This is a genomic window from Allobosea sp. BK604, assembly GCF_004341515.1.
Classification (GTDB): Bacteria; Pseudomonadota; Alphaproteobacteria; order Rhizobiales; family Beijerinckiaceae; genus Allobosea.
Genome location: NZ_SLZF01000005.1, coordinates 222,684 through 241,529, shown reverse-complemented (window position 1 = coordinate 241,529; position 18,846 = coordinate 222,684). Strand labels below are relative to the sequence as shown.

17 protein-coding genes and 1 pseudogene are annotated in these 18,846 nt (G+C 65.3%); 17 read left to right on the top strand and 1 reads right to left on the bottom strand.

Going from position 1 to position 18,846, the window contains the following annotated elements; all coding sequences use genetic code 11:
• Nucleotides 1–166: 166 nt before the first annotated feature.
• From EV560_RS35800 to EV560_RS16980, 13 genes and pseudogenes are all read left to right on the top strand, one after another.
• Nucleotides 167–514, top strand: a complete 348-nt coding sequence (locus tag EV560_RS35800) for a hypothetical protein (RefSeq protein ID WP_165923488.1) — start codon at nt 167–169, stop codon at nt 512–514.
• A pseudogene (locus EV560_RS36425) lies at nt 432–1,861 on the top strand (terminase large subunit domain-containing protein). The gene EV560_RS35800 and the pseudogene EV560_RS36425 overlap by 83 nt, the downstream one beginning before the upstream one ends.
• On the top strand, nt 1,858–4,071 hold the full coding sequence (locus EV560_RS17030) for a portal protein (RefSeq protein ID WP_131856980.1): 2,214 nt from the start codon (nt 1,858–1,860) through the stop codon (nt 4,069–4,071). Before EV560_RS36425 ends, EV560_RS17030 begins: the two are co-directional and overlap by 4 nt.
• 88 nt (nt 4,072–4,159) lie before the next feature.
• Nucleotides 4,160–5,029 (top strand): hypothetical protein, encoded by an 870-nt coding sequence (locus EV560_RS17025; protein WP_131856979.1) that lies wholly within the window; start codon nt 4,160–4,162, stop codon nt 5,027–5,029.
• Nucleotides 5,030–5,041: 12 nt separating this feature from the next.
• Nucleotides 5,042–6,301, top strand: a complete 1,260-nt coding sequence (locus tag EV560_RS17020; protein ID WP_131856978.1) for a P22 phage major capsid protein family protein — start codon at nt 5,042–5,044, stop codon at nt 6,299–6,301.
• A gap of 64 nt (nt 6,302–6,365) precedes the next feature.
• Complete coding sequence (locus EV560_RS17015; protein ID WP_131856977.1) at nt 6,366–6,746, top strand: hypothetical protein; 381 nt, start codon at nt 6,366–6,368, stop codon at nt 6,744–6,746.
• On the top strand, nt 6,746–8,134 hold the full coding sequence (locus tag EV560_RS17010; RefSeq protein WP_131856976.1) for a packaged DNA stabilization protein: 1,389 nt from the start codon (nt 6,746–6,748) through the stop codon (nt 8,132–8,134). The genes EV560_RS17015 and EV560_RS17010 overlap by 1 nt, the downstream gene beginning before the upstream one ends.
• Before the next feature lie 108 nt (nt 8,135–8,242).
• On the top strand, nt 8,243–8,983 hold the full coding sequence (locus tag EV560_RS17005) for a hypothetical protein (RefSeq protein ID WP_131856975.1): 741 nt from the start codon (nt 8,243–8,245) through the stop codon (nt 8,981–8,983).
• Nucleotides 8,983–9,285: a hypothetical protein gene (locus EV560_RS17000; RefSeq protein WP_131856974.1), complete on the top strand. Its 303-nt coding sequence runs from the start codon at nt 8,983–8,985 to the stop codon at nt 9,283–9,285. The genes EV560_RS17005 and EV560_RS17000 overlap by 1 nt, the downstream gene beginning before the upstream one ends.
• Nucleotides 9,285–9,953: a hypothetical protein gene (locus EV560_RS16995; protein WP_131856973.1), complete on the top strand. Its 669-nt coding sequence runs from the start codon at nt 9,285–9,287 to the stop codon at nt 9,951–9,953. Before EV560_RS17000 ends, EV560_RS16995 begins: the two co-directional genes overlap by 1 nt.
• 84 nt (nt 9,954–10,037) lie before the next feature.
• Entirely contained in the window at nt 10,038–10,874 is an 837-nt protein-coding gene (locus tag EV560_RS16990; protein WP_131856972.1) for a hypothetical protein, read from the top strand.
• Nucleotides 10,875–10,886: 12 nt separating this feature from the next.
• Nucleotides 10,887–12,878 carry a hypothetical protein gene (locus EV560_RS16985; protein WP_131856971.1) on the top strand — a complete coding sequence of 664 codons (1,992 nt, stop codon included), beginning with the start codon at nt 10,887–10,889 and terminating at the stop codon, nt 12,876–12,878.
• Nucleotides 12,875–14,260, top strand: a complete 1,386-nt coding sequence (locus tag EV560_RS16980; protein ID WP_131856970.1) for a hypothetical protein — start codon at nt 12,875–12,877, stop codon at nt 14,258–14,260. Before EV560_RS16985 ends, EV560_RS16980 begins: the two co-directional genes overlap by 4 nt.
• A 78-nt stretch (nt 14,261–14,338) precedes the next feature.
• Here EV560_RS16980 and EV560_RS16975 read toward each other — a convergent pair whose 3' ends face one another.
• Complete coding sequence (locus EV560_RS16975) at nt 14,339–14,665, bottom strand: hypothetical protein (RefSeq protein ID WP_131856969.1); 327 nt, start codon at nt 14,663–14,665, stop codon at nt 14,339–14,341.
• Nucleotides 14,666–14,812: 147 nt separating this feature from the next.
• On the opposite strand from EV560_RS16975, the gene EV560_RS16970 reads away from it, so the two are divergent.
• The 4 genes from EV560_RS16970 (at nt 14,813) to EV560_RS16955 (ending at nt 18,798) form a co-directional block, all read left to right on the top strand.
• On the top strand, nt 14,813–15,151 hold the full coding sequence (locus EV560_RS16970; RefSeq protein WP_131856968.1) for a hypothetical protein: 339 nt from the start codon (nt 14,813–14,815) through the stop codon (nt 15,149–15,151).
• A complete protein-coding gene (locus EV560_RS16965; protein WP_131856967.1) occupies nt 15,148–16,938 on the top strand; it encodes a hypothetical protein in 1,791 nt (596 codons plus the stop codon). Before EV560_RS16970 ends, EV560_RS16965 begins: the two co-directional genes overlap by 4 nt.
• Before the next feature lie 7 nt (nt 16,939–16,945).
• Nucleotides 16,946–17,374, top strand: a complete 429-nt coding sequence (locus EV560_RS16960) for a hypothetical protein (protein ID WP_131856966.1) — start codon at nt 16,946–16,948, stop codon at nt 17,372–17,374.
• A gap of 236 nt (nt 17,375–17,610) precedes the next feature.
• Nucleotides 17,611–18,798, top strand: coding sequence for an acyltransferase family protein (locus tag EV560_RS16955; RefSeq protein WP_131856965.1), 1,188 nt, complete (start codon nt 17,611–17,613; stop codon nt 18,796–18,798).
• Nucleotides 18,799–18,846: the final 48 nt, after the last annotated feature.

Genomic DNA, 18,846 nt, shown 5'->3' with positions numbered 1-18,846 from the left:
CGCCACGCCCCGCCTTGATGGCGAGGCAGGCGCGACCGGCGCGATGAGCAACGCAGAACAGGGCGAAGGGAGCGGTCCTCGCAGTGAGCAATGAGCGAGCAGGGCGGGCGAAGGGCCTGCCTCACCAATGAGAAAGCTTGCCCTGCCAGCAACATAGAGTCCTCCGATGAATCAACATGGCAAGAGCCCCCACCTCCCACCCTCACCACCCACCACCCGCCCAAAAGGTTCGCGCAACCGGCTCGGGCAGGCTTTCGTCCAGGCGCTCCAGGATGATTTCCAGGAGCATGGGCCGCAGGTCATCGAGACCATCCGCTCCGAAAAGCCGGAGCATTATCTGAAGCTTGTCGCCTCGCTCCTGCCCAATGAGCTGAAGGTCACCACGGATATCGAGTTGAGCGATGAGCAGCTTGATCAGCGCATCCGCCAGCTTGCCGCCGCCCTCGATCTCCCGCTTGGAAGCGAAGCGCGAGCTGGTGCGGCTGCTGGCGGAGAAGCAGCGCCGCCAGGCTGAAACGCGGCTCCAGCGCTACCGGCCCTATGCCAGGCAGCGCGCCTTTCACGCGGCCGGGGCCGAGCATCGCGAGCGCCTGTTCATGGCCGGCAACCAGCTCGGCAAGACCTATTCCGGCGCGGCCGAGGCGGCCATCCACCTCACCGGGGCCTATCCGGACTGGTGGCAGGGCCGCAGGTTCGACAGGCCGGTCCGCTTCTGGGCGGGATCCGAGACCAACGAGGTCACGCGCGACGCTGCGCAAAGGCTGCTCATCGGCGAGCCCAAGGACGAGGCGCAATGGGGCACCGGGCTGATCCCGAAAGCCGCGCTGCTCGACTGGAAGCGCCGGCAGAGCGTGCCGGATGCGCTGGACGGGGTGAGGGTGCGCCATGTCTCCGGCGGCACCAGCATCCTCGGCTTCAAGTCCTACGATATGGGCCGCACGAAATGGCAGGGCGAGACGCTCGATTGCGTCTGGTTCGACGAGGAGCCGCCCGCCGAGATCTATTTCGAGGGGCTGACCCGCACCAACGCCACCAACGGCATGGTCTATCTCACCTTCACGCCCCTCAAGGGCATGAGCGATGTCGTCCACCAGTTCATCGGGGAATGCGGGCTCGCATGACACGCCATATCACGCGGATGACGATCGAGGATGCCGAGCATTACACGCCCGAGCAGCGCGCCGCGATCATCGCCAGCTACCCGGCGCATGAGCGCGAGGCCAGGACGAAGGGCATCCCGACGCTCGGCTCCGGGCGCGTCTTCCCGCTCGCCGATGATGAGATCGCCTGCGCCGCGCCGGAGGTCCAGCGCGCCTGGGCCCTGATCGGCGGGCTCGATTTCGGCTGGGACCACCCGACCGCGGCGGTCAAGCTGGCCTGGGACCGCGACGCCGATTGCGTCCATGTCATCGCCGCCTATCGCCAGCGCGAACAGACACCGGTCATCCACGCCGCGGCGCTGAAGGCCTGGGGCGAGAAGCTGCCCTGGGCCTGGCCGCATGACGGGTTGCAGCATGACAAGGGCTCGGGCGAGCAGCTCGCCGAGCTCTATCGCCGGCAGGGGCTGAACCTGCTGCCCGAGCGCGCGACCTTCGCGGATGGCTCCTTCGGCGTCGAGGCCGGCGTGCTCGACATGCTCGAGCGCATGCAGACCGGGCGGCTGAAGGTCGCCCGCCATCTCGGCGAATGGTTCGACGAGTTCCGCCTCTACCACCGCAAGGACGGCAAGATCGTGAAAGAACGCGACGACCTTCTCTCCGCGACACGCTACGGCCTGATGATGCTGCGCTTCGCCGAGCCGGAAACGGCCGGGCGCCGGCTGCGCATCGGCGGCCGGCCCAGTGACTGGATGGCCGCATGAAAACCCCCGCAAAAGCCGACGAGATGCCTCTCGACGAGACCCATGGCCGCGAGAGGTTCGGCGACGACGACAGCGCCGGGATCGTCCGCGACGCGCTCAAGCTCTATGATGATTGGACCGAGCGCGAGCAGCACAATATCGATGCCGCCTATGACGATCTCGAGTTCAAGGCCGGCAACCAATGGCCCGGCACGGTCGAGGCCGAGCGCCTGAGCGAGGGCCGCCCGGTCCAGACCGTCAATGTGATGCCGCAATATATCCGGCAGGTCACCGGCGACATGCGGCAGATGCGGCCGGCGATCAAGGTCGTCCCGGTCGACGATGTCGGCGACGAGGAGAAGGCCGAGGCCCGCGCCGGCGTCATCCGCTATATCGAGAACCGCTCGGATGCGCCGAGCATCTATTACCAGGGCGGCGACAGCCAGGTCACCTGCGGGATCGGCGCCTGGCGCGTCCTGAAGGAATATGCGGAGGGGACGACCTTCAACACCGAGCTGCGCGTCGCCCCGATCGACGACGCGCTCGGCGTCATGTTCGATCTCGACGCGACCGCGCAAACCAGGGAAGACGCGGTCAAATGCCTGATCCCGGTCGATATCTCCAGGTCGAGGTTCGAGAAGCACTATCCCGACGCGACCCCGGTCGATTTCTCGTCGACGGGCGAGCGCAGCAGCCAGGCTCATTCCGACTGGGCCACGGCCGACACGATCCGCATTGCCGAATACTGGTACAAGAAGCCGGCCAGGAAGATGCTGGCGCTGGGCGAGGACGGCGCGGTCGTCGATGTCAGCGATGATCCCGCTCTTGCCGCGCAGCTCCGGGCCGCCGGCGCCCGTGTCGAGCAGCGCGAGGCCTACAAGGTCTATCGCTGCGTCGTCACCGCCATGGAGGTCGTCGAAGGTCCGGAGGAATGGCCGGGCGCCTATATCCCGATCATCCCGGTCGTCGGCGAGGAGATCCGCATCGGCCCGCGCACCGTGCGCCATGGCCTGATCCGCTTCGCCAAGGATCCGCAGCGCTCGCTCAACTACAATGTCTCGGCCGAGACCGAGGCCGTCGCGCTCCAGCCCAAGGCGCCCTTCACCGGCACCGAGAAGAACTTTGAGAAATACCAGGACGTCTGGGAGACGGCGAACCGCAAGAACCACCCCTATCTGCCCTATACGCCCGACCCGGCCAACGGGAATATCCCGCCACAGCGGGTCCAGCCGGCCGTGTCCTCGCAGGGCTTCTCGGATGGCATCATGCGGGCCGAGCGGCATATCCAGTCGGTCATCGGCATCTACAATGCCTCGCTCGGGGCGCGCTCGAACGAGACCAGCGGCGTCGCGGTCAATGCCCGCGACCGGCAGGCCGATACCGGCACCTTCGTCTATCTCGACAACTGGTCCCGCGCGATCCGCCACACCGGCAAGATCCTCAACGACCTGATCCCTTACGTCTACGACACCGCCCGCATCCTCAGGATCATCGGCGAGGACGGAAAGATCGAGCAGATCCCGATCAACCAGGTCGGCGGGCTGGAGGCGGATGGGCTGACGCCGCGCCTGGTCAATGATGTCACGACCGGCTCCTATGACGTGACGCTGCAGATGGGGCCGAGCTTTTCGACCAGACGCGAAGAGGCGAGGGCGGGCATGCAGGCCTTCATGCAGGGCAACCCGCAGGTCGCGCCGCTGATCGGCGATCTCTACGCCAGGAGCCAGGAATGGCCGCTGGCCGAGGAGATCGGCGAGCGCCTGGAAGTGCTGCTGCCGCCCGAGATCAGGGCGCTGAAGGCGCAGAAGGAAGGCAAGCCCCTGCCGCAAGCCATGCAGCAGGCGATGCAGCCGCCCCCCGTCGACCCCGCGCAGCAGCAGATGGCGGCGCTGGAGCTCGCCGCGAAGGAGGCGGAGGCCGCCGGCAAGCAGGCCGATGCGCGCCGCAAGCAGGCCGAGGCCGAACGGGCGGAGCTCGAGCTGCGGGCCGCGCTGGTCGCGCCCGCCGTGCCGCCGCAGCTTCAGCCCGTCGAGAATGCGCCCGATCCGGCGCTGGAACGCATGGCCGGTGCCATCATCGAGTTGCAGGGCGTCGTCGGTCAGATCGTGCGGGCGCTGCAAGGGCCGCCGCCCGAGATACCGACCGCAGCAGGACCGATGCCGATCGATCAGCCGCCCTCCGAGGCGGCTTTTTCAATCCACGAGCAGCCGGGACAGCTCCCGCAGCTCTAACCGCTTCGGGCAGGGGTTCGCATGAGGCGGACTCCGCCACGATGACCGTGCCGCCCCTCATCCGGGCGGCTTTTTTATTGGATGCAGCATGAGTGAGGATAACAGGGCCACCCCGGAAGCCGTCACGAACGAGCCTTCGGGAAGCCAGACGACACAGGATCAGGCGATCAGGACCACCGAGGTCGGGACCGGCGAGGTTCGGGCTGAAGCGGAACTGGCCGAGACCTGGCCCGAGGCCGAGCCGGACAATCCCGGCGCGGCCGAGGGCGATGACGAGGACAGGGGCGAGAGCGACAGGCCGCGGAAGAAATCCAAATCCGAGCGCCTGCGCCAGCAGAACGAGCGGCTGAGAGCCGAGCTTGCCCAGCTGAAATCCGGGTCGGTGCCCAGCACCGTGCAGGATGGCGCGGCGATCGAGGCGGCGGTCACGGCTCGTATCGGCGAAGCCCCAAGGGAGGCCGATTTCTCCGACTGGTTCGACTACCAGACGGCGAAGACGGCCTATGACCTGGACAGGCGCCAGGTCTCCCGCCAGATCCGGGAGGGGGCCGAGCAGGCGCAAGCCGCCCGCTCGGAGCGCATCCGCGATCTGGCCGACGATTACCAGGACAATATGGCCGCCCTCACCAGGGACGTGCCCGACCTGGTCGAGGTCCTCGGCAAGGCGAGCTATCAGCCGACGCCGCTCATCGAAAGCCTGATCCTCGAGGCGGGCGAGAAAGCCCCTCTCGTCGCCTATTTCCTCGCCAAGAACCCGCGCATGGCCGCCGGCCTCAATGCGCTGTCTCCGCTGGAGGCGGCGCGCGAGATCGGCCGCATCGAGGGCAAGGTCTCGGCTCCCAAGCCGAGGACCATCACCGGCGCCAGCCCTCCCATCAGCCCGCTGAAGGGTGGCGCCTCCCCAACACGCAGCCTCGGCAAGTCGATGAGCGACTACGAGCGCTGGCGAAACTCCTAGGGAACAGCCGCAATGGCAAATGACATGAAGGTCCAGGACATCATTGTCCGGGAAGCGCAGTACCAGCTCAAGAATGCGCTGGTGCTCGGCAATCTGGTCTCGCGCGTCCATGAGGGCGAGTTCGCCGATGACGTGAAGGGCTGGAAGGTCGGCGACACCGTGCGCGTCAAGCGCCCGGAGAATTTCATCCCCGGCGAAGGCGCGACCCTCTCGGTCGCCGAGGCCGAGGAAGCGACGATGAACGTCACCGTCAACACCCAGCTCAACAAGGGCCTGTCCTTCACCTCCAAGGAACTCACCATGTTCCTGTCGGGGCCGAAGGGGGCGCGGCGCATCGGCGAGGAGAAGATCCGCCCGCTGATGCACGCCTTCGCCAACCGCATCGATGCCGATCTGGCCGGGCTCTACCGCTTCGTGCCGAACCATGTCGGCACGCCCGGCCAGGTCATCGATTCCTATCCCGATTACCTGAAGGGCACGGAGCGGCTGAACGAGTTCGCCATTCCGCAGGATGGCCGCAACGGCCTGCTGTCGCCGGCCGATGATGCCGGGCTGAAGGGCGCGTTCAACAACTACTACGACACCGGCGTGTCGCGGAACGCGCTGCAGAAGGCGCGGCTGCCCATGCTCGACGGCTCGGATGTCTACATGTCCCAGAACGTCAAGACCCACACCGTCGGCGTCGCCACCGGCACGCCGCTGGTCCAGGGCGCCGACCAGGGCGTCAGCTATGCGGCTTCGAAGCAGAGCTATTCGCAGACCCTGAACACCGATGGCTGGACCAATTCCACCGCCGGCATCCTCAGGGCCGGCGATATCGTCACCATCGCCAATGTCTATGCGGTGAACCCGATCGACGGCAGCACCTTGCCGTTCCTGCGCCAGTTCGTCGTGCTGGCCGACGCCAATTCCGGCGCCTCGACCGGCCCGGCGGCGCTGACGATCTCGCCGCCGATCATCGCGTCGGGCCCCTACCGGACGGTCAGCGCCGTGCCGGCGGACAACGCGCCGATCACCGTGCTCGGCACCGGCGGCACCGGCTACCGCCAGCCGATGATCTTCCACAAGGACGCCTTCCACCTGGCCGTGGTCCCGATGGAGCTGCCGGAGGGCGCCGCCTTCAAGGCCCGCATCAACGAGGACGGGCTCTCGGTGCGCGTTACCTCCGGCTACGACATCAGCAACGATGTCAGCACCTGGCGCTTCGACGTGCTCTACGGCGTGACGCCGGTGCGCCCGAACCTCGCGACGCGCATCAACGGCACGGCGTGATCCAGGACGAAACGAAAACCAGACGGGCGGCCCTCGGGCCGCCCTTTTTCATCGAGGGCACGCCATGAGCCAGGACAAGGCAGCCTTGGTCCGCGAGGTGCTGGGGGAGTTGTTTTCCCTCGCCTCCGGGCAGACGCCGAATGCCGACGACACGGCCTGGGTCGAGCAGCGCCTCGACACGACGCTGGCCGAGCTCGCGCGGCGCAACATCATCTATATCCCCGATGCCGAGAGCATCGAGGACGCGGTGTTCAACGCGCTCACCGCCTATCTGACCGAGATCTGCGGCCCGAAATTCGGCCGCCCGCGTGACTATGGCGCCAAGCAGGCGGCCGAGGACGAGCTGCGTACGATCCAGCGCATCGGACGCGGCACCGGCGCCATGCTCAGGGTCGACAAGGCGCTGCTGCGGCGTCGCCCCTGGTCGATCACGGATGGCGTCTGATGGCGGGCACGGCCTTTCCCTTCCCCAGGAGCTCGACCCCAGGCGCCAGGCCGGGGGAGGGCGAGGGGCGCTATCTGAACTGCCATGCCGTGCAGGAGGGCGGGCGAACCTATGTCCGGCGCGATCCCGGGCTGGTGACCCTCTCGGCGACCGGCAAGAGCGCGCCGCTTCGCGGCATGCTCGATGTCAACGGCGTCAAATATGCCGTGTTCAACGGAGCCGTCGTCACGGTCTCGGCCGGAGGCGCCGTCACCACGCTGACCGGCGCGATCCCGGGCAGCGACGGCGTCACGCTGGCGCGCAACAACAAGGTCACAGGCGGCGTCTCGACGCCCGATATCGTGGCGGTGCGCGAGAGTGGCGGCGCCTATCTGCTGAGCGCGAGCGCGGTCTCCGCCTATCCCGATGCCGACCTGCCGGCATCGGTCAACAGCGTCGACTTCCTCGGCGGCTATTTCCTGTTCTCGCTGCCCGACGGCCGGATCTTCGCCTCAGATCTGAACAGCACGGCGATCAATGCGCTGAGCTTCGCGACGGCTGAGAACCGGGCGGACGGGCTGCGCCGCATCGCCGTCTCCGGCAACATCGCCTATGCCTTCGGCTCCAGCACGATCGAGCCCTATGTCAATGTCGGCACGGCACCGTTCCCGCTGCAGCGCGCCGCGACCGTGCCGCCGATCGGCATCCTCACCACCATGGCGGTCGCCGGCCATGAGGAGGCCTGGAACAACCCGGTCTTCTTCGTCGCCTCCGACAGGACGGTCAGGACGCTGCAGGGCTACGAGACGGCGACGGTGTCGACGGCCGATGTCGACCGGTTCATCGCCGCCTCGACCATCGCCTCGCTCGAGCTCTGCGTCTTCGTCTGGAACGGGCGCGGCTTCGTCGCGGTGTCCAGCGATGCCGGCACCTGGGTCTATGACGTCTCCGCCAATGCCTGGCACGAGAAGACCAGCAAACTCACAACGCCGGCGCGCTGGCGCGCCTCGCGCTCGATCTATTCGAACGGCCTATGGGTCTTTGGCGACACGTTGGGCGGCAACCTTCAGGCTCTCACGGCAACGCTGAGCGAGAACGGGCAGCCGCTGCCCTGGCTCATCCAGTCCGGCCCGCTCAAGGATTTTCCGGCGCGTATCGCCTGCAGGCTCTCGGCGGACTTCACCGAGGCGGCCGAGCAGGTGCTCGTGTCCTGGTCGCATGATGGCGGCAAGACCTGGTCGGACGAGCTGACGCGCTCGCTCGCCGATGCGGGGAGATGGCCGCTCAGCGTCGCCAGTCTCGGGCTCGGCACGCAGCACGGCCTGATCGTCCGCTTCCGCGGCGAGGGCACGGCGGATTTCTCCTTCAGCGGCGCCACGGCCGAGCGCCTGGCGGCGCGCGGCACCTAGCACATGCTCGAGCGAAACGGGTGCCGGTTCGCGTCAGAGAAATGCGTCAAATCAGAGAGATAGAGCACTTGCGCATGTCGAGGAAGCGCTCCAGGCGAGGGTGGTGAGATGGCCGATGTGAAGCCCGACAATATCCCGTTCATCCTGACCAGCCTTCAGCCGGTCGTCAGGGAAGACGGGCGCCCGACGCAGGCCTGGCAGGACTGGGTCCAGAGCCTCTGGGGCTGGATGAAGCAATCCGTCGTCGACCTGACGACGAAGGTCACGACGCTTGAGTTCACGGCTGGAGACCTTCAGGCGCAGATCACCACAGAGGCCACGATCCGCGAGACTGACGACGGCATTCTGGCCTCGCAGATCGATACGGTTGAAGCCTCATCGGCCACGAACGCCGCATCGATCGTCACCGAGACGAACGCTCGTATTGCTGCTGACACGGCGATTGCATCCGCCGTCACCACGGTTGAGGCGACGGCAAACAGCGCTCGGACCGGGGCCAACAACGCTACGGCAAGCGGCGCGGTCTACCTCGCTGCCAAGGCGGCCCCGAGCGGCGCCTCCGCGGCCTATGGCTGGCATATCGCGGCCGGCAGTTCCTACGCCGGCATGGAGGCGATTGCGCTCTCTGGCGGCGGCTCCGCGATCGGGTTCACTGCTTCCGCCATGTACTTCACCGACAGTGGCACGGCGCAGCAGGTTCTCACCTACAATGGCAGCGCCTTCGTGTTCGGCGTGCCGATTGTGCTCCGCTCCGGCACGAGCGGGGCGCGGCAGGAAATCACCAACGAGAACACCAGGATCTACGACGCGAGCAACGTCCTGCGCGTCGCCATCGGGGTCAACATCTGATGGCCGCCGGTCTCAAGGTCTGGGACGCAAGCGGCAACCTCGTCCTCGACAGCGCCGATCGGCTGCTGCGCTTTCTCGGGACGGCCATTGTCGGTCCCGGCCCGGTGTCAGGCACGATCACCAATGACGGGTTCCTGACCGGCGAGCCGCATTGCTTCTGCACGATGCATTCGAACAACGCGCTGTCATTCTGGCCGGGCGAAGGGATGCTCGCGCCCAGCATCAGCTTTGTCGGCAACGTGATGGTCTACACGCTGACAGCCGCCCACCCGACGACCCGGCTGCAATACGTGGTCTACTGATGGCGGACGGGCTCATCGTCTATAACGAATTCAACACCGTCCAGATCGACGAGACCTGGCGGAACATGGGCTTCCGCGAGAAGAGATCGGTTTCGGTCTCGGTCGCGGCCACGTCGCCGCCTGTCCCGGCCGGATATGGCGGGCAGCCCATGGCGATCACCGTCTCCGGTGGCGAGGAGGTGCTGGTCGCGTGCCGCGCCTCCGCGCTGCACCCGGTCATGCTGCATTCCTACTTTGACGGCGGCACCTGGACATTCAATTGGATGTTCATCACCAATCTCGTCGGTGAGGCCGTGACGGAGACGGTCGATTTCTACGTCTTCGACATCCTGACCGGCTCATATTCCGATTTCGGCCTGAAGGTCTACGACGCGTCGAGCCGTCTCGTCTTCGACTCCAGCGCCCCGATCATCAAGGCCGTCCGCTTCCTCGGCTGCGATACCGGCTTCACCGGGGCGCCGGGGAGAACCTATGCCCCGCTGATCATGCGGGCTCCGTTCTTCGGCGTGAATCTCGGTCTTCCCGCCGGCAACCGCCTGTTCGCGCACTGCCTGCGTTCCTCCGGCAATAGCATCACTTCGGCCGTCAAGAGCCTCGGGGCCTTCGGTGCCTCGGGCGCCTACGGCAATGTCGGCGAATACGCCGTCATCGACGTCACCGGCTACTAGCTCCTCGCTTTCGCATCGGCTTTCCCGACAACCGCAATCCAGTTTTCGGGCCGATGCATCGCCTCTCATCAGGGATCCAACGACATGGCAGCTGGCACCGCGAGCCGAAATATCGGCATCTGGGGCTATGACCAGGCACAGGATGCGAGCAATCGCGTCGCTGAGCTTCTGGGCAATACGCAGACGAACGCGCTCAACGCGCTCGGCACCGGGCGGACGAACAGTCTCGCCGCGCTCGAGCAGGGCTATGCCGCGGCGGCGCCGCAATACCAGGCGGCGATCGAGCGGCTCGACCCCTATGCGCAATCAGGCCTGCGCGCGCTCGGCACTTACGAGGACAGCCTCGGCCTCAACGGCCAGGCGGGCTATGACAGCACCGTCAACGCCTATCGCGCCAGCCCCGGCTATCAGCGCCGCGTCGATGAGGCGACGGATGCGGTCGCGCGCAAGGCTTCCGCGCTCGGGGCGCTCGGCTCCGGCAACACCATGCAGGCGATCAGCGACCGGGCGAACGCCCTGGCCGACGAGGATTACGGCCGCTGGCAGGGGCAGGTTCAGGGCCTTGCCGGCATGGGCCAGCAGACGGCAGCGACGCAGTCCGGCATCCAGCAGAATCTCGGCAACCTCCTGGCGCAGCAGGGCCGCGACGTCAGCAATGTCTGGGGCACGACGGCCGGGCAGGAATCCGGCCTCTACCAGAACCTCGCCGGCCTCGGCGCCAACAACATCTGGAACGCGGCCAATGCCGGCCTGAGCGCCGTCCAGACCGGCCAGAAGAACGCCGCCGACGCCGTCGCGAGCCGGAACAGCATGACCACGAACATCATCGGCTCCGGCCTCAGCCTGCTGACGCTCGGCATGGGCAGCCCGCTCGCGGCCGGGCTGATGGCGGGCGGGACGGCAGCCGCTGCGAAGCGATAGAGGGGCGCAACGATGGCCTTTGACTATTCCAGCAGCTTCACCGGCATCAACTCGGCTCTCGGCAACCTCGGCAAGCAACTTGAGCTCAATCGCAGGCGCGAGCGCTATGCTGAGCTCGGCGAAGATATCCAGGCCGGGAACTATGCCGGCGCTGCGCAGAAGGCCTTTGCCGCAGGCGATCTCGATACGGGTATCAGCCTCGCGAAGCTTGGGCAGTCCCGTCTTGATCAGCGCTCGGACGCCAACCTCCTGAACGGTCTGTTCGGCGGCGGCTCACAGGCTGCCATGGCCGCACCAACATCACCGGCAGGCTCGTCTCCATCCTCGCTGATCAACTTCGAGAGCGGCGGCAACTATCGCGCTCAGAACAACGCGGTAGGGGCTGGCGGCCAGGTCGGGCACTTCGGCCGGGCTCAGTTCGGGCAGGCTCGCTTGCAGGAGGCGGCAGCGGCCGGCGCGATCCCGCAGGGCACGACGCCGCAGCAGTTCATGGGGTCGCCCGAGTTGCAGCAGAGAGCCGAGCGCTGGCACTTCGGCGACATCGACAACTTCATTGCGCAGAATGGCCTTGATCAGGCTGTCGGCAGCACGGTGAACGGCGTCCCCGTCACGCTGGAGGGAATGCGCGCCGTTGCGCATCTCGGCGGAAAGGAGGGGCTGGCCAAGTTCATCGCCAGTGGTGGCCGGTACAATCCCACGGATCGCAATGGTACTTCGCTGATGGACTATCTGGCGCGCCATCAGGGAAATGACGGCCAGACACAGGTTGCGGCGCCCGTCGCGCCGGTGCAGCGCGGCTCGCCGTTTTCGGCCCCTGGCGCACAGGTCGCGCAGACTGCACCGCAGTTCGGCAATGGGCAGGGCTCGTACTCCGATCTCCACTCCGACCAGCTCCAGGCCTATATCGACAACCCGAACGTGCCCGACAACTTGCGTCAGATGATGCAGGGCGAGCTTTCAAAGCGCGCCGGCGGGCAACAGCCGGTGCAGGTGACGCAGGCGCCGGCAGCGCCAGCAGGACCAATCGCTGATGTCCCCGCGCAGGGAGCGCCGGCTCAGTTCGTCATCCCCGGCACGAACACCGTCGTCGACCAGGAGACGCTATCGAACAACCCGAAAATCCTGAACCTGACGCGGGGTCTGGCGCTGGCGAAGACTGAAACGGCGCGCGATGCCATCAAGGCGAAGTTGGATCTTGAGATTGCCGACGCCAAGCAGCGTCAGGCTGCGAACGCCCCGACCGACGCCGTCCGCAACTATCGCTTCTACCGGCAGGAGGAGCAGGCCGCCGGCCGCAAGCCGATGGGCTTTCAGGAATTCCGCAGGTCGACCGGCCCGCGCACCACCAGCAGGATGCCGGAAGGCGAGACGGAATACGACAAGCAGGCGGCCAAGGATTTCGCGGAAATGAACCGCGACCTCATCAAGGGCGCGCAGTTTGCAAACCAGAAGATCGCAACGCTCAACCGGCTGGAAACGCTGCTGACCAGCCCCTCAGTGCATACAGGCGCCGGCGCTCAGATGGCGTTGCAGGCCGCCCGCCTCGGCAAGTCGGTATTCGGCATCGAGACGGAAGGGCTAGGCCCCTCGGAAGCCATCAACGCCATTGCAAACCAGTTTGCCCTTGAACTGCGCAATCCCTCCGGCGGAGCCGGCATGCCTGGCGCGCTGGCGGGCAGAGACCGCGACTTCCTGATGTCGAGCACGCCGGGGCTGGAGCGCGACCCGGAAGGCAACCGCCTTCTCATCGATTATATGCGCCGCATCAATCAGCGCAGTGTCGAAGTCGAGCGCATGCGCCGCGACTACGTCCGGACCAACAAGCGGCTCGACGAAGGCTTCTTCGACAAGCTCGCCGAGTTTTCCGAGAAGAACCCGCTCTTCCCGGAGGCTCATAAGGCAGATGAGGGCCCCCGAAAGGTGTCCTCTCCGGAGCAGCTCAAAGGCCTGCCGAGCGGCACCATCTTCATTGATCCGAACGGCGTGCAAAGGCGAATTCCATGACCAGCCCCTGGGACCGTTTCCCCGTAGTCAAGCAGCCCGCCGCCAAGCCGGAGACTGACCAATGGTCGGTATATGCGCCGGTACAGCCTGAGAAGCCGCCAGCGAAGCGGTGGCAGGGCTCTGTACTGCCTCTCAGTAAACGAGCCGACGGAAAGCTTCAGTTCGATAGCGATGCCGGTATCCTGGGCGATTTCATACGCACGTTTACGGCCCCTGGAGACGTATATTCGGGCAAGCTTGACCCTCTTTCTGAAGAGGGCCGTAAACGCGCGATGGAAATGGCGGCCACGTTCTCACCGATGAATCCGGCGATCCGGGCCGGTGACCACGCCATACCCGGCGTCATCAACGGGCTTCGGGAAGCCAAGGTGGTGCCGCCTACCGCAGAGGCATTGAAGCAAGCCGCCAGCAAGGGCTTTGATGCGCTTCGCGACATGGGCGTTCAGTACTCACCTGACGCTGTGACGCGCCATGTTGGCGGCTTGCGCGCAGCGCTCGAACAGGATGGCATTCTTGATGTACTTGCCCCTAAGACATTCGAAATCCTCAGCAAATTCGACAACCCGCCTGCCAACAGCGTCGTCACCAGCGCCGGGCTCGAAGCTGCCCGTAGAGCAGCCCAGAAAGTCGCAAAGGACTTCACCAACGAAACCGAGCAGGAAGCCGCTCAGCGACTCGTTGATGGGTTGGCTGAGTTCGTGGGGCGAGCTGATCCGAGAAGTGTTGTGGCTGGTCCCGCTGCCGCCGCGGCAGAAACCCTTACCGCCGCGCGAGGAAATCGCGCCGCTGCGGAGCGCTCTGAAAAGTTCCAGGGAGTCGAGGAGGGGGCCAGGCTTAAAGCCGCGCGAACTAACTCAGGCTTCGACGCCGACACTGCCGTTCGGGAACGCGCAGACTCCATTCTCAGCAACCCCCGGGAAGTTGCCGGTTTCAGCAAGGACGAACGAGAAGCCCTGAAGGCGATCATCAAGGGCGGCACCGTTCGAAATACTCTCCGGTCAGCTGGCAACCTGATGGGCGGCCGCGGCGGCCTGGGCGCGGCAGTGTCCGGCGCCATCGGCGGCGCGGCCGGCGGCGCTGTTGGTGGTCCCGTAGGAATAGCGAGCGGAGCCGCCGCTCCCCTTGCCGGCATGGCTGCCAGGGGCGCCGCGAACCGAATCTCGCTAGCCGAACTAGGCTCTCTGGATGCGGCTACCCGCGCGCGCTCGCCGCTGTATCTGGATATGCTCGGCCGCCCTGCTATGGAATTGCGGCCGAACTTCCCGATCGCCTTGAATGTCGGCCGGGCGGGCAGCCTTGCGGCGCTTGGTCAGGGGCCGGCACTGCCGGCCCCTGACTCGCAAGAGCGGTGGCGTCTGTGGTTGGAACAGGGTGGCGCCTAGAGCATCGGACCGAAAAGTGGAATCCACTTTTCGGATAAATCCGATGCCAGATCAAAGGGATAGATCGCCACCTCGCGTCTAGCGATTCCCGCGGCGGTCGAGATGCTCCCTGGCGAGCGTGAAACTCGGGAATAGCGCCGATCCGAGCAGGACCAGGGCACAGAAGGCGGTTACGCCGGCCGCAGAGAGCGGCAAGAAGATCTTGTGGCCATTGATGGCCATGCTCAGGAATTCCAGCGCCAGCGGGACGAGCGCAACGCCAACGACGCCGCAGGCCACGCGCCGCAGCGGCGAACTCGGCTTCGGCCGCATGGGCGCATGCGGGTCATGGTCGAAGATGGGTGGCGGCGTGATGTCTTTCATCATCGGGGGAACGTCCTGTCCTGCATTCTCCTCGTCCCGCATGAAACCCGAAACTCCCAGCCCGGTCCGACCCGCGCCGATCGTGCCGCAACCTAAGCGCTAAGTCCACGCCATTTGGGACCGGATCCCAGGCATTCCCCGCCATGCCAGCCGCCCCTTGCCCGGCGGCATTTCTATAAGGAGCCGCCTATGGGCGCAGCATATGAGTGCACCCTCGAAACCACTGACGACGAGACATTCCTGTTCAGCATCCTGCCGCGGGACGCGGGCGGCAACGCGCCGACCTGGGCCAATTTCTCCTACGCCTATTCGCTCGTCGGTTGCGGCGTCTGCCTGACGCTCACGGAAGCTGACGGGATCGAGATCGACGAGGCGACGGCTGCGCTGACCATCGGCCCGTCAGATCGGAGCTACCGGCTGCGGCCGGGGCATTACAGGCACGGCTTCGCCATGACGCATATCAGCTCGGGCGTGACGACGCAGCATTTCGACGGGACCGTGACAGTGAGCGAGGGCAATCTGCGATGAACGTCACGTTTCGGCTGAAAGGGACGCCGACCTTCAAGTTTCGCTACACGCCCGGCCTGAAAGGCGACAAGGGCGATACCGGCGATGTGACACCCGCGGCGCTGCAAGCGCTCGCCGATGCGGAGGCCGCCGCGGCAGCCGCCCTCGCGAGCCAAACCGTTGCGGCGGGCAGCGCCACGGCGGCAGCGGGCTACGCGAGTTCCGCGAGCGGGAGCGCATCGGCCGCGACGACAAGCGCCGGCAATGCCGCCACCAGCGAGACGAATGCGGCGGCTAGCGCTGCATCGGCGGAAGATAGCGCGGAAGAAGCGGCCAACCTCATCGGCGGCACTGTCACGCAGGCCGTACGCTGGGACGTAGCGCAGAGCCTCAGTGGAGCCGAGCAGCAGCAGGCTCGCGACAATATCGCGGCCCTGTCCTCAGCCAACAATGCGGTCGCGAACGCCAATCTGCGCGATTCGGCGGGGCTCTCAGTTATCGGCCGCTCGGCGAATAGCCCAGGCGATCCGGCTGATATCGCGGCCGGCACGGACGGCTTTGTGCTTCGGCGGTCGGGCACGACGCTCGGGTTCGGTACCACCGATACCGCCGGCATCACTAACGATGCCGTGACCAACGCCAAGCTCGCCAATGTCGCGACGCAGACGATCAAGGGGCGCACGGCTGCAGGCACTGGCGATCCTGAAGACCTGACGGCGACGCAAGCCGCCGCCGTCATCGGCGCGGTTCGGTATAGCGCCTCGCAGTTGCTTTCGGCCAGCGAAGCAGCCCAGGCGCGGACCAATGTTGTGGCCGCCAGCAAGAATGATCGCCTGCGTGACCGTCTGATCAACGGCGGCATGCAGTGCAGCATTGAAAACGGCTCGACCGCAGTCGATGTCACCAACGGAGTGGCCTATCCCGTCGATCAGTGGTTGATCGCGGCGGCATCTACTCCGGGCGGCATCCTGCGCGGTCAGCGTGTGGCCAGCATCACACCCCAAGGCAACACCTATCGTCTGCGTGCGTCGGTTCAAGCAGCTGATACATCCATCGCTGCCGGCGACATCTACCTGATCCAGCAACCGATTGAAGGCATCGAGATTTCGGATGCGCTGTTCGGGACTGTCGCGGCGAACTCGATTCTGCTTCGCATCGGCGTTCGGGCGAACCTGGCCGGCCTCTATGGCGTAGCGCTGAGGAATAACGGCCTCAATCGGTCATGGACGGGCACATTCGAAATCCTCTCCGGGCAGGTGAATACCGATCTCTCGTTCACCTTCACGATTCCCGGCGATACGAGCGGGACTTGGATCATGGGCAACGTGGTGGGGATGTATGTGTCCGTCGCGCTCGCGGTTGGATCGACCTTCCACGGCGGTGGCGGGTGGCAGAGCGGCAGCTTCGTCACGCTGGCCACGCAGGTCAATTTCATGGCCTCGACGAGCAACACGTTCGAGCTGTTCGATTGCAGCTTGCACGTCGATCAGGACAATCTCGGCATCTTCCCTACCTATGAGATGCCGGACGAGATCGCCGAGCTGGTTCGCTGCAAGCGCTACGCCTGCTTCACCGAAGTTGGCTTGCAGGTGCCGGCCATCGGTTCGTTGCTCGCTCGCATCCCTTTCCCGGTCGAAATGCGAGCCGCACCGACGACGACGGTCACGACCACCGGCACGGCGACGAACGCGTCGGTCGCGACCGAAGCAGGGAACGTAACCGCTCGCGGCACCACGTTCCAAGTGACCGCGACCGCAGCAAATGGCTTTGTCGCTGATCGCGTTCGCTTTCACAACGCCAGAATGTGAGCCCGCCATGCGCTTCGTCTATCTATCCAGCGGAACCGAGATTTGCGCCACCATCGACGAAGGCGAAAGCCTCGCATCGTCACAGGGACCGGTTGTGCTTTCGATCCCGGCCCTCCCGGAGAACGCGCATTTCGCGGAAATGCAGCGTCTCGGGCTTGAGATCGAACCCTTTGAGCCGCCGGCCCCGGCTGTTCCGCTGGAAATCCAACGCCACCAAGGGCTGATTGCACTTCTCCTTGAGCAGGGCATTACCGAGCGAATGATCCGCGACAAAATGGAGGAGATCGAGGGTCTCACCGACCGCGAACTGACGCGGATTCGGCTGGAGCAGCCGACATGGCAGCGCCACAGCGAGTTTATCACGTGGGGCGCATTCGCCTTCGGCTTGTCGTCAGAGCAGGTCGATCAGCTCTTTATCTCGGCCGCATCCGCCTGACGCCTTCTGCGCTGGTCTAAAAGACGCCCAGGCCCCGTCGCGGACGTCTGCAAGCACTGCTACCTGATGAACGACCCCTACGGGGCCGACGTCTAGCCGAGGCAGCCACGTTCGATCCTGGCCACCGCTCACCCGGATTTCACGCAACACCTGGCGTATTTTTAGCTTGGCGCCAGCCAGCCCACTGGCCATCAAGTGGTTGAGCCATGTAATGCGGATCGTGCAACCGAGGGGACATGATGCGGCGGGGTCACATCCCGGAATTGGATGGCGTGCGCGGTCTTGCCTGCCTCTTGGTCATCTTTCTTCACGTCGTGGTCGCGCCGCTTCCGCTGTTTCCCGGGAGTTGGTTTGATTTAGCTCGATTTCGCGTGCAGCCGTTTTTGAACGGCGGCGTCGATCTGTTTTTCATCCTGTCGGGGTTCCTGATTTCCGGCATCCTGATGGATAGTCGCACGTCGCCGAGCTACTTCAGGTCATTCTGGCTCGCACGAACCTCGAGGATTTTTCCGGTTTACTACCTGATGATCGTGTTCTCGATCGTCATGAACTGGGTCAATGCAAACTACCCCTCCGTAACGGCTCATCTCGTCGGCCATGCGACGTTGTCGGTCTGGTATTATGTCGGGTTCGTGCAGAACTTTGCCCTGGCGCTCTTGCCGGGAGGGCGCGCCTCCCTGGGAGTCACCTGGTCGCTGGCGATCGAGGAGCAGTTCTACCTGGTGCTGCCGTTCCTGGTGTTCCTCTTGCGACGGCAGGCGCTTGTGGCTCTGGCCATTGGTATCATCGTCGCGACACCCGTCATTCGAGGCTGGGTTGTCCAGAACGTCAGCTGGAACGCCGGCTACATCTTCACGGTGTGCCGGCTGGACGCGCTGATGATGGGCTTTCTGATCGCATGCATCGTCCGGAGCGAGCGGGCGCTGGAGATTGCAAGACGTGCGCAGCGGGGGCTGAACTGGCTCGCGCTAGTCCTCATCGCGCTGCAACTCGGTGACTTCTGGGGCACGGTCGGCCAAATCTGGGAGCGGGGCGGCAATTCGAAGGTCGCGCTGATCCTCATCTGCGCTCAGTACCCGCTGATAAATCTTGCGATGGCGTGCCTGCTGCTGAACGTCTTCACCCGTGAGGCCGGGCCGTTTCGCTGGCTCTTGAAAACAAAAATACTCATGACCGCCGGCATGATCTCCTACGGCGCGTACATGTATCATCAGGTGTTCAACTATGCGCTTTGGGGGTGGCTTTATGGCCACGAACCCAAGTCGATGGGCTTGGCACAAGCGTACGTTCCGGTGCTGGTGCTCGCACTGACAGCGATTGTCGCGTTGCTCTCGCATCAATACTTCGAGATGCCGGTCAGGCGCTGGGCTCGTCGAACCAAGAGCCCCGCTCCACCTGAAGGCCTGGTGCCGAGCGGCGCCTGACCCGGCCGATCGGCTAACGCTCTCGTCGTTCTTGCAAGCCGCCGCATG